This is a genomic window from Flavobacterium arcticum, from assembly GCF_003344925.1.
Lineage (GTDB): Bacteria > Bacteroidota > Bacteroidia > Flavobacteriales > Flavobacteriaceae > Flavobacterium > Flavobacterium arcticum.
This window is the reverse complement of sequence record NZ_CP031188.1, coordinates 953,374-966,958: the sequence shown is the minus strand read 5'-3', so window position 1 is coordinate 966,958 and position 13,585 is coordinate 953,374. Positions and strand designations below refer to the sequence as shown.

The 13,585-nt window shown below is 35.4% G+C and carries 10 protein-coding genes and 1 tRNA gene; 3 read left to right on the top strand and 8 right to left on the bottom strand.

The window, feature by feature from the left end:
- Window positions 1-56 precede the first annotated feature (56 nt).
- The 7 genes from DVK85_RS04400 to DVK85_RS04370 all read right to left on the bottom strand — a co-directional run bounded on the left by DVK85_RS04400 (window position 57) and on the right by DVK85_RS04370 (window position 8,496).
- Window positions 57-130 (bottom strand) — tRNA-Ile (locus DVK85_RS04400).
- Between the two features lie 213 nt (window positions 131-343).
- A complete protein-coding gene (locus tag DVK85_RS04395) occupies window positions 344-730 on the bottom strand; it encodes a hypothetical protein (protein WP_114677273.1) in 387 nt (128 codons plus the stop codon).
- Between the two features lie 419 nt (window positions 731-1,149).
- Complete coding sequence (locus DVK85_RS04390) at window positions 1,150-4,605, bottom strand: efflux RND transporter permease subunit (RefSeq protein ID WP_114677272.1); 3,456 nt, start codon at window positions 4,603-4,605, stop codon at window positions 1,150-1,152.
- A 25-nt stretch (window positions 4,606-4,630) separates the two neighbouring features.
- Window positions 4,631-5,794: an efflux RND transporter periplasmic adaptor subunit gene (locus tag DVK85_RS04385; protein WP_114677271.1), complete on the bottom strand. Its 1,164-nt coding sequence runs from the start codon at window positions 5,792-5,794 to the stop codon at window positions 4,631-4,633.
- Window positions 5,795-5,811: 17 nt separating this feature from the next.
- Complete coding sequence (locus DVK85_RS04380) at window positions 5,812-7,185, bottom strand: TolC family protein (RefSeq protein WP_114677270.1); 1,374 nt, start codon at window positions 7,183-7,185, stop codon at window positions 5,812-5,814.
- Between the two features lie 26 nt (window positions 7,186-7,211).
- Window positions 7,212-7,805 (bottom strand): TetR/AcrR family transcriptional regulator, encoded by a 594-nt coding sequence (locus DVK85_RS04375; RefSeq protein ID WP_114677269.1) that lies wholly within the window; start codon window positions 7,803-7,805, stop codon window positions 7,212-7,214.
- Between the two features lie 76 nt (window positions 7,806-7,881).
- Window positions 7,882-8,496 carry a TetR/AcrR family transcriptional regulator gene (locus DVK85_RS04370; RefSeq protein WP_114677268.1) on the bottom strand — a complete coding sequence of 205 codons (615 nt, stop codon included), beginning with the start codon at window positions 8,494-8,496 and terminating at the stop codon, window positions 7,882-7,884.
- 146 nt (window positions 8,497-8,642) lie between these two features.
- Here DVK85_RS04370 and DVK85_RS04365 point away from each other — a divergent pair, with 146 nt between their 5' ends.
- Together DVK85_RS04365 and DVK85_RS04360 are read left to right on the top strand one after the other, a co-directional pair.
- Complete coding sequence (locus DVK85_RS04365; protein ID WP_114677267.1) at window positions 8,643-9,617, top strand: polyprenyl synthetase family protein; 975 nt, start codon at window positions 8,643-8,645, stop codon at window positions 9,615-9,617.
- Window positions 9,617-9,967: a hypothetical protein gene (locus DVK85_RS04360; protein ID WP_114677266.1), complete on the top strand. Its 351-nt coding sequence runs from the start codon at window positions 9,617-9,619 to the stop codon at window positions 9,965-9,967. The genes DVK85_RS04365 and DVK85_RS04360 overlap by 1 nt, the downstream gene beginning before the upstream one ends.
- Window positions 9,968-10,094: 127 nt before the next feature.
- On the opposite strand, the gene DVK85_RS04355 is transcribed toward DVK85_RS04360, so the two are convergent.
- Complete coding sequence (locus DVK85_RS04355) at window positions 10,095-10,649, bottom strand: hypothetical protein (RefSeq protein ID WP_114677265.1); 555 nt, start codon at window positions 10,647-10,649, stop codon at window positions 10,095-10,097.
- 117 nt (window positions 10,650-10,766) lie between these two features.
- Here DVK85_RS04355 and DVK85_RS04350 point away from each other — a divergent pair, with 117 nt between their 5' ends.
- Window positions 10,767-13,550, top strand: coding sequence for a 2-oxoglutarate dehydrogenase E1 component (locus tag DVK85_RS04350; RefSeq protein ID WP_114677264.1), 2,784 nt, complete (start codon window positions 10,767-10,769; stop codon window positions 13,548-13,550).
- Window positions 13,551-13,585: the final 35 nt, after the last annotated feature.

The following is a 13,585-nucleotide window of genomic DNA, read 5'->3' as shown; positions in this document are numbered from 1 at the left end:
TTTGACCTCAATCCACAAAAAAAGCCTTACATCTCTGTAAGGCTTATGTTTACTAGTGGTCCCACTTGGGCTCGAACCAAGGACCACCTGATTATGAGTCAGGTGCTCTAACCAACTGAGCTATAGGACCGGTTTTGAGACTGCAATATTACTACTATTTTTTGATTACCGCAAGAGGTTTTTAAATATATTTTTTAAGATTTGCGATAAAATTTTGTAAAATGTTGATTTACAAATAATGGTGTGTGTTTTTTTATTAACAGGGTTTGTGTAGTGTTTAATTTAGAGAAGGGGTTTACTTTGATTTATAGGTTTGCTTTTAATGTGATGAGTGTAAAGTGTTTTAATAACACCTAATTTTTGAATGGTTATATATTAATCTATTATTGTTTTTAAAGTTAACAATACCTAAAATACTTACTTTATTAGGTTGTAATACTATGGTGTAGTTAGATTTATTGTATAACCCTTGTACGGTTAGTTGCAACTTTTTTTCCCCATCATCTGGGCGGCAAATTACTTGTCTATTTTCAAATGTTTTTTTATCGTTAAATTCATACCATAAAGCATTATCAAAGTTGTAACGGATAATAATAGTATCATTACTATCTCTATCACATACATAGTTAAAATATAATAATTTTAATGCTTTATTTCGTTTAGGTAAAATGAAAACAAATCGTTTCAAAATACCTAAACGGAATAAAATACAATCTAATAATGTAGACATATTTAACGGTTTTGGGGGCGATATAAAGATGGTAAAGGGGGGATTACCGACTGCAATTTATAAAATGATTAGATAGAAAAAGCCTATGAAACGTGGTTGTCTATACTTTGTCTATATTTATATTTTAGTTTTTTCTTTCTTTTTTTAGATGTAAGGTGCTGTTATATAGGTTGTTGATTCGCTATTGTTTGTTTTGTTTCGAATAACCCTTGTTTGTCTTTGTCGAGCTTTTGTAAGGGGTGATATTCTTAATTTCCTGTCTAGAATCTATCCTTTAAATAATTTATAGCAAGTATTAGTTTAAAGTTGATACTCTACTAATAACAAAAAAAATTCCCGATTACAACATTGTAATCGGGAACTTAGAATTATAATAATAGTAAGATACTTTACTCTGTATTTAAAGTACAATAGTAGTATTATGCAGTAACATTTTCGGGATTCTTTTTAAGTCTAATTTTTAACTTTTGAAGCATGAAAAACATTACAGGTACAATTACTAATGTAAGGAATGTTGCAAAAATAAGTCCGTAAATTACTGTTTTTGCTAATGGTCCCCAGAAAATTACATTATCACCTCCTAAATAGATGTTTGGGTTATAATCAGTAAATAGGTTAAAGAAGTCTATGTTAAGCCCTACTGCTAGTGGTACAAGCCCTAGTATTGTAGTAATAGCTGTAAGCAGTACTGGTCTTAAACGTGAACGTCCTCCTTCTACAATAATCTCTCGATATTCTTCTTTAGTAAGTAATGCCTTTTCTTCCATTCCATTTTCGGCAAGTTTACGGTCTATGAGTAGCTGTGTATAATCAATAAGTACAATGGCATTATTTACTACAATACCCGCAAGAGATATAATACCCATCATTGTCATGATAATTACAAAATCGTCTCCAGATATAATCATACCCCAAAATACACCACCAAAACTAAACAATACCGAAACCATAATGATAACTGGCTTAGATATAGAGTTAAACTGTGCTACAAGTATTAATACAATACCTCCTAATGCAATAAGCAATGCTTTTACCAAGAAGCTCATATTTTTAGATTGTTCTTCTTGTTCTCCTGTAAAGGCATACCCTATATCTTCGGGCATTTTATAATTAGTAAGCTCTCCTTTTATCTTTTCTACAATTTCATTACCGTTATAACCACCTAGTACATTAGAGTATACTGTAATAACTCTTTTAAGATTTTTTCGCTTAATCATGTTATAGGTAACGGTGTTTTCTGAGTTTGTTATTGCAGAAATAGGAACTTGTACGAGCTTACCTGTTGCTTGATCTCTAAAGGTAACTGGCTGATTGTATATTATACTCTTGTTGTTACGCTGTTTTTCTTCAAGTCTTACATTTATCTCATAATCATCTTTACCTTCTTTATAGGTAGATGCTTTTTCGCCATATATAGCCCTTCGTAAAGTTTCTCCTACTTTACCCGATGTAATACCTAGTTCTCCAGCTTTGTTTATATCTACACTAACATCTACACCTGGTTTCTGTTTGTTTACATCAACCTTAAGCTCTTCTATACCAGGAATGTTTTTCTCATTTATAAAATCGCGAAGTTTATGGGCTTGAGCAAGCATTTCGTCATAGTCTTCTCCTGCAATTTCGATGTTTATAGGATATCCTGCTGGTGGTCCTGCAGCATCTTTCTCTACAATTACCGATACACCCGCATAGCCTTGCACTGCTTTACGTACCTCTTCCATCACGTCAGAGCTTTCTACGCCTTTACGGTATTTAAACTCGCGCATAGTAAGGGTTATTTTTCCACGATGGGGCATTTCACTCTCAGACCCACTATCTGTTTGTGGGTTACCTGCTCCTTGTCCTACCTGTGCTATGGCGCTTTCTACCATATAGTTTTCGTTGCCATCAATATATTTGTTGGCTACAGCATATACTTTTTCTTCTACAAGTTTTGTAAATGCATTGGTTTTATCAATATCAGTGCCCTCAGGAAACTCGATATAAACTATAATTTGGTTAGGTTCATTTTCTGGAAAAAACAGTACATTAGGTTGAACGATGGCTATAGCAAAAAACGATAGTATAAGTAAGCCAAAAGTGCCTATAAAGAAAAACCTTGGTCGTATACCTTTTAAGGCATATTCAAGAAAAGCTTTATACTTATTTTCTAATGATACAAGACCATTGTTCTGGAAACGTTCCATTCTCTTAACAAGGAAAAATTTATATACCCAAAGCATTATTACAAAGAAAAGCATCAGATTACCCATTCCTCTTAATGCTCCTGAACCTGTTGTAAAGCCTCCGATAAGTGTAACTAGCCCTATGATACCTAATATAAGGCTTATACGAATCATTTTTTTACGCGTCATTCCTTCCTCCTTCAGTTTCATAAAGTCAGAGGTAAACATGGCATTAATAACCAATGCAACAAACAATGATGACCCTAATACTATAGAAAGCGTCATAGGGAAGTAAATCATGAATTTACCCATAGTGCCTGGCCATAAACCTAGTGGGAAAAATGCGGCAAGTGTTGTAGCTGTAGAGGCTATAATAGGCCATGCGATTTCGCCAATACCCTCTATAGCTGCCTGCTTTCGCGACTTACCCTGACTCATGAGCGAGTATACGTTTTCTACTACCACAATACCGTTATCTACCAGCATACCAAGCCCCATTACTAGAGCAAATAGTACCATAGTGTTTAATGTAATACCCATTGCTCCTAGTATCATGTATGACATGAACATAGATAGTGGTATGGCAATACCCACAAAAAGAGCATTTCTTAAACCAAGGAAAAACATAAGTACAATAACCACAAGTAATACCCCAAAAATAATATTGTTTACAAGATCATCTACTTGTGCAATGGTACGTGAAGACTGGTCGTTAGCAAAACTAATTTTAAGCCCTTTAGGGAAATAGTTTTCTTGTGCTTTTGTAACAATGGCTCTTACACCATCTACTGCTTCAACCATGTTTTTACCACTTCGCTTTTTAATGTCGAGCATTACTACGGGCTCGCCATATTCTCTTGCATATGTGGTTCTTTCTTTCTCTTTAAAGGTAACTGTAGCTATGTCTTTAAGATATACATTGCCATTGTCTTTCTTTACAATAATGTCTTCAAGCTGCGAAGGCTCATCAATTTCGCCTATTACCCTAATATTTTTATTAATACCATTACTTGTTACGCTACCGCCCGACACAGTTTTGTTTTCAAACTTTATGGTGTTTATAATATCGTCAAAGCTTACCATAGCGGCAGACATCTTATACATGTCTACAGCTATTTCTACCTCTTTTTCTTCGGCACCACGAATGGCAGCTTCTTTAATTTGAGGTAGACGCTCTATGCGGTCTTCAAGATATTCTGCAAATTCTTTTAGCCTTTCAGAAGTAAAATCGCCTGTAAGGTTAATGTTAAGAATAGGTGTTTCCTCGGCAATATTAAGGTCAAAAATATTAGGTTCTACCTTTGCACCACCATCTACAGTAGGCCACTCAGTATCAGCCTTTACTTTATCTACCTCGTCTTTTACTTTTTGCTTAGCATCTTGAACGCTTATATCCTCGTCAAACTCTACTAATATCATCGAATAATCTTCAAGCGTATTCGATGTTATTTCTGTAACTCCCGATATGTTATTAAACTCTTCTTCAAGAGGCTTTGTTATTAGTTTCTCTACATCTACCGCTGAGTTACCAGGGTTTATAGAACTTACATATATCTTGGTCTCAATAATTTCGGGGAAGTTTTCCCGAGGCATTGAGTAGTAGGTGATAAGTCCTCCAAAGAGCAGTATGGCGGTAATAACATATACCGTCATTTTATTGTTTATAGCCCAGGTAGATATACCAAAGCTTTTATTTATTTGGTTACTCATTATATATTGGTTTTATGAGTTGTTTTTATTTAATAACTTTTACCTCGGTGCCGTCTTCTACTGCTTTTGCACCTTCGGTTATAACTGTGTCACCAACTTTTAATCCTGATTTTATTTCTACATAAGCTCCAGATGTATAGCCTGTTTTTACTTCATTTTCTATAGCTACGAGCTCTTTTTTGCCTTCTTTCTTTTCTACAGTATACACTACAAGCCTTCCGCCAGCTTTTTGCTGAATAATGTTTTCAGGTACTAATACAGAGCTTTTATTTGTGTAGTCTTCTATTTTAAGTATCGCTACTTGATTAGGACGTAATAGATTTTCTGGATTTGGTAATGCTACCTCTATACCAAAGCTTCTGTTGCTTGGGTTAATAAAGTTACCTACTTGGCGTACTTTTCCTTTGTATGTTTTTCCTATTGATTGAAGATACACGTTTACAACAGCACCAAGTTTTACTTGTTCAAGGTAAGATTCTGGCACTGTAGCACTAACGTACATATCGTTAAGACTCACTATACGAAACAGGTCTTGCCCTGGGCTTACTACCTTGCCTCTTTCGGTCATTACTTCATCTATAGTTCCGCTAAAAGGTGCTTTTATAATCGTTTTTCCTTGCTGCGATTGTAGTTGTGCTACAACTTTTTTCTGACTTTCTAAATTGGTTTGTGCTTCTAAGAATTGCATCTCCGAACCTATTTTTTGATCCCAAAGTCTTTTTTGTCTTTCAAAAGTAGTTTGTGCTAACGAAAGTTGTGCTTTGGCTTGTGCCACTTGCGAGCCTATTCCGCCATCATCTATAGTGGCCAATATTTGTCCTTTAGATACTTTTTGCCCTGTTTTTACATTAAGCTTTAGTAATACTCCCGACATTTCTGGATATATTATAATATTTTGCTTAGTGTCTACATTACCTTGTATTTCTATAAAGTGTGTAAAAGCAGTATCTTTTATGGTTAACGATTGTACTAAAGGTAACTTTTTATTAGGGTTAAGTGAGTCTATAGCAGCATCAAGGCGCGCTAGGTCGGCACCAAGTTTCTCATATTCGCTATGTACTATGTCGCGCGATTCTTTGATTTTTGTAAGGTCGTTAGACTCTAACGTTTCATCAATGTTAACTTTTGATTTTTCGCCACATGAAAATACAAGGAGCGAAAGGACAGATATATATATTATTTTTTTCATTTCGTTTTATTTGATAATTATTGAGCAGTTAGTTTTTGTAAGGTAGCTTTTGTATTTATTACATTTAACATAGCTTGAAGGTAACTTTGTTGTGCCGAATAAAGCTGTCTTTGAGCTTCTGAAAGCTCGAAGCTAGATGAAAGTCCTTCGCGAAATTTTATTTGTTGTTTGTTTTCAATACGCTCTGCAAGTCTCATATTGTTTTTAGAGGTTGTGTACTCTTCTACACTATACTCATATTCACTTTCGGCTTGTTGGTATTGTAGCTTTAAATTTTGCTCTGTTTCTGTAAGCTGTGTTTGCGCTTGTTCTAGTGCTATCTTTGCTTGTTGTGTTCTGGCACTACGGGCAAAGCTGCTAAAAATAGGCACACTAAGATTTACAGATAGGTAAGAATAGTCTAACCACATTTGGTCTTTATTTGTAAACTTAAATTTGTCGTTATAACCGTTATATCCAAAAGCTAAACTTGTAGAAAGTGTAGGTAAGGCTTTGCTTTTTTCTTGTTGTAATAACAACCTTTTTTGCTCTTGGTTATTAGCACTTAGTTTATAATCGATGTTAGACTGTACATTAAAATCACTTCCTGTAAAGGCTACATCAAGGTTTGCCATTGTAAGGTCTTCTAGTTTGTCTGTAACATTTAGTTTGTCTTCTAAGTCGATACCTAATACAAGTTTTAGCATATTGATAGTAATCTTCTCAAGACGCTTTGCGTTGTTCAAAGAGCTATTAACGGTAGCCAATGTTATAGATATTTGTTCTACATCTTCTTCTTCACTAAAACCACTTTTGAAATTTTCATTAATTTCAAATTTGTTTTTTTCTAAAGTAGCTTTGTTTTTTTCAAGAATAGCAATGTTTTCTTGAGTTAATAATACATTACCGTAAGCGTTAATAACCTGTTCTTTTATTTCTATATCGGTTTTCTTTTTCGATGTCTCATAGAAATCAAGATAGGTTTTTGCTGCTTTAACGCCTACTATGTAGCTTCCGTCAAAAATAAGTTGCTCTAGAGTAGCGCTTGCGGTAGCACTATGTTTTGTAGAAAATGCTACAGCGGTAAATTCTCCAGGGTTACCCCCAAACAGCTCTGCTGGAATGACAGATTGCTGTATAGCAAAATTGTTTTGATAATTACCCGAAGCACTTATTTGGGGTAGACCACTAGCAATGGTTTCCCATTTCTTCTTTACAGATGCTTGTACGTCACGACCCGAGTTAATAACCGAGTAGTTGTACTGTAGTGCGTGTTGTACAGCTTCTTCTAAGCTGTAGCTGTAACTATTGGTTGCTTCTTGCGCCCGCAGTTGAGGTGCAAAAAGGTAAACCAGTAGTAAACTAAGCGCCTTAAAAAGGTGGCTTGTTAATTGATTTTGGTTTTTCTTCATAGAACTATTGTTAATTGATTGATGATTTATTGTTTAAATAAAAGGGTTAAAATAATTTCTTTACGTTCTTCTAGCAGTTTGTCATAGCTATCTTGGTTAAAACCCATTGTTTCTTGTAGTAATGGTCGCATAGAAACAGGAAAAGACATAAGTGAGATAAAGTTTAGCACAAATTGTTCTGGGCGCATTTTAGGTACATTACCTCTTTCCATTTCAAGACCTATTTCTAAGTAAAACTTATCGAGCATTCTGTTCATTGCTTCTGTATCCTTATGGCAACTTCCCTGATTCATTTGGGTTACCATATAAATTTCTAGGTACGGGTATTCTTTAGACTGTTCTAAAAACAGATCTAAGTGTTGCTCTATTTTTTCTCTTAGCGAAAGGTCAGAGAAAACTATCGATTCCATACGGATGTGCTCTTGTTCATGTGCATCTTCAAACACTATATTGAAGAGGTTATCTCTAGAACGGAAATAATAATTTATCAGCGTACGGTTAACTCCGGCTGCATCGGCAATTTCTTGCGTGGTAGCATTAAAGCGACCTTCTGCAAAAAATATTTTTTTGGCAGTGTTTTTTATGAGTTGCTCTGTAGCAATATCTTTTTTGTCTGACATTTTTGTTTAACTAAATTGTTTGACATTTTTGTCAATGCAAATTTAAAGCGTTTATTTTGATACTTACAAGATAAATTTATGTTAATTTTATTTTGTCACTTTCTAGTAGTTTTTCTAATATTACTAGTCCTTTTGCTGTTACAATTGCACGAAGATGATATTCTAAAAATGCTATAGTAAGCTCATTGGCACCAAACATAGAGGTTGGGTAAATATCTTGATCTTTAATTCCTGTAAGCCCTGTAAAATAGATGCGCGAAATAAAATCTATATTAATAGTATCACGATATAAGCCATTATCAATTCCTTTTTGCAGATTATCTTTCATACATCCGTTTACTTTCTCAAATTGTTGTGCGCGTAAACATGAAAATATTTTAGGAAAAAATTTTTGCAATTGGTAAAAAGGCGACGCCGACTCATTGTTTAAATGCTGCATCATAAAGCTACGTATAATGAAAATTTCTTCAATAGAGTTTTTACCCATTTCCCTTATTCCGTCTATACCACATGAAACATTTTCAAAAACACTCAAGGTACTAGCTTCTACTAAATCGTGCTTGTTACAAAAATGCTGGTATATCGTCTTTTTAGAAATACTAAGTTCATTGGCAATATCATCCATTGTTACACTCTTAAACCCAAGAGACATAAACATCTCCGTAGCCTTTTTTACAATAGTCTCTCTCATAGTAAAATCGTAATATTTCGTGGGCAAATGTATGAAGGAAACTTTTAAAACCAAAAAAGTTTCCATAGTTTTTAAATTATTTTTGTACTCCTTATCATATTGTTTATAAAAGCGGAAAGGTTTACTTTAGCCAAAAAAAAGAATCGATGCACGCTATAGCGCACTACCAGCAAATAATTCAGGAGTATTTTACCAATTTATCTTTAGAAAAAGAACCTGTAAACCTGTATAGCCCTATACAGTATATATTATCACTTGGCGGTAAGCGTATGCGACCTGTGCTTACACTTATGGCTGCCGATGTGTTTAATGCCGATTGTAAAGAGGCACTCCCAGCAGCTATAGCAGTAGAGATGTTTCATAACTTCTCGCTTGTGCACGATGATATTATGGATGATGCACCTCTGCGTCGTGGTAACGAAACTGTACACGAAAAGTGGGACGTAAATACGGCTATATTATCGGGCGATGCAATGCTTATACTCGCCTATCAGTATTTTGAAGATTATGAGCCCGAAACTTTTAGAGCATTGGCAAAGCTGTTTAGTAAAACAGCACTTGAAGTATGCGAAGGGCAGCAATGGGATGTTGATTTTGAGGAACGCAACGATGTTACTATACCCGAATATCTAAAAATGATAGAGTATAAAACAGCGGTACTAGTAGGTGCAGCCATGAAAATGGGCGGTATTGTAGCTAAAACTACGGAAGAAAACTGCGACTTAATATATAATTTTGGGCTTAATCTCGGTATAGCCTTTCAGTTGCAAGACGATTATTTAGATGCCTTTGGCGACCCAGAAACATTTGGAAAACAAGTAGGAGGCGATATTATAGAGAATAAAAAAACCTATTTATACCTAAAAGCATTACAACAGTGTGATGATAATCAAAAAGCAAGTCTTTTACAATGGTTTACATCGTACGCCGAAGATACAACAACCAAGGTAGCTGATGTAAAACAACTGTTTCAAACAACAGGAGCCGATGTTGCTACAAAAGAAGCTATTGAAGCCTATACCCAAAAAGCATTTGCAACATTAGAACAACTGGATATAGCTGCGGATAAAAAACAGATGTTAGAACAGTTTGGGCAATACTTAATGCAACGAACTGTATAATGTATATAGCACCTATAAATGCAGACTTGCTGCTGAGCGAAGCGCAAAAAGAAGAGCTTTATGTTAAACTGGTAGAGCAGTTGAATAAAGATTTTACGCTTGCCAATGAGTTACTAGATTTTGCAGTAGATATTACTCCAATAAATTTAAAACTAGGTCTACAAGAAAAAATTTACACGCTTATACAGCATCGCTTTGCCGAGTACTTAAATCTGCTCTATATTATAGATGTTTCTGAACGCGAAATAAAAGCCCTCAATGGTGGCGATATTACTGAACTTAGCGAGCAAGTAGCTTTCCTGATATTAAAACGTGAATGGCAAAAGGTGTGGTTTAGAAATAGATATTAATGTTATTGTTGAAGTTGCAATTCAAGGCAGAATTGCTGTCATTCTGACGAAGGAAGAATCTTTAATTGTTTAAGATTCTTCGACTCCGCTGAAGCTGCGCTCAGAATGATAGTCAATAATTTATTCTTTAAAAATAAACCCTTATAAAAGGCATAAAAGCATCACTATACACCATATCTCTTTCACGGAACAGCACATTATAGCGCACTCCTATGGTTGCGTTTCCCTGACGGTAGCCTGCGCCTAAAAATAATGCGGTATTCCAAAAATCCCTTTTCTTTTCCGCATCACTAGTATAGTTTGGAGTGCTAATGTAATTTTCATCATAACTAATATTAACGCGTAGTTGTTCTACCTCTGCAGAGAGTTGTATTTCTGGTATTGGGTTAAATACCCCTATAATAGATGCACCATAAATATACGATTCATAAAAATCTTTATACCTTACATAAGTGCCTTGTAAGCCTAAGCCCACACCTACATATTCGTTAATGTTGTAAAGTGCTCCTGGTGCAAGGGTAACATCAGTATAATTATTGCCAAAGGCTACACCTGCTGTACCGCCAAAACTAACATTGCCCCAAAAGCTATTGTCATTTTGTGATTTTACTGGTTCAAAAGTAAGTAGCGCTGTGATAATTATTATACAATTTGTTAAAAAACTGAAATTTCGGGTTTTCATAACAGATGTTTAGTATGTAATTATTAAACATAAATATATAAAAAACACTCAAAGGTTATTACAAATATTGTACTTTTGCATAAAATTTTTTAAACAAAAGGTCATAAAGACATAAGTATGGACAGGTTTTCCTTTTTAAACGCAGCACATACTGCTTTTTTTGCAGATTTATACAGTCAATATATAGAAAACCCGGATAGTGTAGAGCCAAGCTGGAGAAGTTTTTTCCAAGGTTTCGATTTCGCTAATGCCGGTTACGGAGATGAACTTACTGGAGCAGCCACCTCAGGGCAAGGAGCGACACAACAGGCTATTTCTGATTATTCGGATCTTCCCGAAAAATTACAGAAAGAGTTTAAAGTGATTAACCTTATTGAAGGCTACAGAACGCGAGGACATCTTTTTACTAAAACAAACCCTGTGCGTGCACGCAGGAATTATACGCCAACCATAGAGTTGGAGGATTTTGAATTGTCAAACGCCGATCTTACTACAGTATTTGATGCTGGTAAAGAGATAGGGCTTCGTCAAGCTACATTGCAACAAATACTAGATCATCTTAAAAAAGTATATTGCGATCACATTGGTGTAGAGTATATGTATATCCGTAATCCTAAAGTAAGGAAATGGATACAAACGAGACTCTCTGAAGGAGAAAATCAACCAAAATTTTCTGCCGATCAGCAAAAGCATATTCTTGAGAAACTAAATGAAGCAGTTTCTTTCGAAAGCTTTTTGCATACTAAATATGTAGGGCAAAAACGTTTTTCGCTAGAAGGTGGTGAATCGCTTATTCCTGCGCTAGATGCTCTTATTGAAGCAGCAGCCGAGAAAGGTGTAGAGCAGTTTGTGATGGGTATGGCACATAGAGGTCGCCTTAGCGTGCTTGCCAATGTGTTCGGAAAATCGCCTTCGGATATATTCAGCGAATTTGATGGTAAAGATTATGATGATGATGCTATGTTTGATGGTGATGTTAAATATCACCTTGGACTTACATCTGATAAGAAAACAAGACAGGGCAAAAATATCAATATCAATTTAGCACCAAACCCGTCGCACTTAGAAACAGTAGGTGCAGTTATAGAGGGTATTGCTAGAGCAAAACAAGATAGATATTTCCCTGAAGATAATAGTAAAGTATTACCAATAGCACTACATGGAGATGCTGCTATTGCAGGACAAGGCATTGTGTACGAAATTGTACAAATGGCAAAGCTAGACGGTTATAAAACAGGTGGTACTATACACGTAGTAGTAAACAACCAAATAGGTTTTACAACCAATTATCTAGATGCTAGATCATCTACTTATTGTACTGATATTGCTAAAGTAACGCTTTCGCCAGTACTACATGTTAATGCAGATGATGCTGAGGCAGTAGTACACGCTATGCTTTTTGCGTTAGATTATAGAATGGAGTTTGGTGGTGATGTATTCATCGATTTGTTAGGTTATAGAAAATATGGTCATAACGAAGGAGATGAGCCGCGTTTTACACAACCTAACTTGTACAAGCTAATTGCTAAGCATAGAAACATAAGAGATATTTATGCAGAGAAGCTTTTATCATCGGGTGTTATAGGGAAAGGTCATGTAGCTGAGCTTGAAAAAGAGTATAAGGACATGATGGAGCAAAACCTTGAAGCTTCGCGTAAAAAAGACTTGACTGTGATTACTCCGTTTATGCAAAATGAATGGGAGGGTTATGAAAAAGTATGCGAGCAAGAGATGCTTAAAAAGGTAGATACTACTATAGCCAAAGAAAAGCTTGACGATATTGCAGCTGTTATTACGCAGTTGCCTACAGATAAAAAATTCATCAGGAAGATACAAAAGCTTATTGATGACAGAAAACGTATGTATGAAACGGACAAGTTAGACTGGGCTATGGGTGAATTACTTGCTTATGGTACGCTACTTACTGAAGGTTTTGATGTACGTATGTCTGGACAAGATGTAGAAAGAGGAACTTTTTCACACCGTCATGCTGTGATTAAAGTAGAAGACTCAGAGGAAGAACTGGTATTACTAAATACATTAAACGATCAAAAAGGTCAGTTTAATATATATAATTCTTTATTGTCAGAATATGGGGTAGTAGGTTTTGACTACGGTTATGCCTTAGCTAGCCCTAAAACACTTACCATTTGGGAAGCACAGTTTGGAGATTTCTCTAACGGAGCCCAGATAATGCTAGATCAGTATATATCTGCAGCCGAAGATAAATGGAACAATCAAAACGGTTTGGTAATGCTATTGCCACACGGTTATGAAGGGCAAGGAGCAGAGCACTCTAGCGCGCGTATGGAGCGTTACCTTCAACTATGTTCTACTAATAATATGTATGTAGCTGATTGTACTACACCAGCTAACTTCTTCCACTTGTTAAGAAGGCAAATGAAAACTAACTTCCGTAAACCACTTATTGTGTTTACACCAAAGAGTTTATTGCGCCACCCTGATGCAGTATCTAGTGTAGAAGAATTGGTAAACGGAACTTTCCAAGAGGTTATTGATGACCCTGCGGTAAATGCAGATAAAGTAAAATCACTTGTTTTTTGTACAGGTAAATTCTATTACGATTTAGTAGCAGAAAGGAAAAAACTAGAAAGAGATGATGTTGCTTTTGTGAGATTGGAACAATTGTTCCCATTACCTATAGCGCAACTTAAAGGGATTATTGCGAAATATAAAAATGCCGATGATTATGTGTGGGCACAAGAAGAGCCTAAAAACATGGGAGCTTACAGCCATATGCTTATGAATTTTAACGAGGTAAAATTAAGGTTAGCTTCGTTAGAACCATCTAGTGCTCCTGCCGCGGGTAGCTCATCGCGTGCTAAAAAACGTCATGCAGTAGCGATTGCGATGGTATTTGACAAAGATTTATTTAATTAATATTGTATTTTTGATTTAACATATAGAGTTAACAA

Bases quoted from the DNA above. Each gene is read 5' to 3' on its own strand.
- DVK85_RS04395 (WP_114677273.1), bottom strand. From the start codon at position 730: ATGTCTACATTATTAGATTGTATTTTATTCCGTTTAGGTATTTTGAAA.
- DVK85_RS04390 (WP_114677272.1), bottom strand. From the start codon at position 4,605: ATGAGTAACCAAATAAATAAAAGCTTTGGTATATCTACCTGGGCTATA.
- DVK85_RS04385 (WP_114677271.1), bottom strand. From the start codon at position 5,794: ATGAAAAAAATAATATATATATCTGTCCTTTCGCTCCTTGTATTTTCA.
- DVK85_RS04380 (WP_114677270.1), bottom strand. From the start codon at position 7,185: ATGAAGAAAAACCAAAATCAATTAACAAGCCACCTTTTTAAGGCGCTT.
- DVK85_RS04375 (WP_114677269.1), bottom strand. From the start codon at position 7,805: ATGTCAGACAAAAAAGATATTGCTACAGAGCAACTCATAAAAAACACT.
- DVK85_RS04370 (WP_114677268.1), bottom strand. From the start codon at position 8,496: ATGAGAGAGACTATTGTAAAAAAGGCTACGGAGATGTTTATGTCTCTT.
- DVK85_RS04365 (WP_114677267.1), top strand. From the start codon at position 8,643: ATGCACGCTATAGCGCACTACCAGCAAATAATTCAGGAGTATTTTACC.
- DVK85_RS04360 (WP_114677266.1), top strand. From the start codon at position 9,617: ATGTATATAGCACCTATAAATGCAGACTTGCTGCTGAGCGAAGCGCAA.
- DVK85_RS04355 (WP_114677265.1), bottom strand. From the start codon at position 10,649: ATGAAAACCCGAAATTTCAGTTTTTTAACAAATTGTATAATAATTATC.
- DVK85_RS04350 (WP_114677264.1), top strand. From the start codon at position 10,767: ATGGACAGGTTTTCCTTTTTAAACGCAGCACATACTGCTTTTTTTGCA.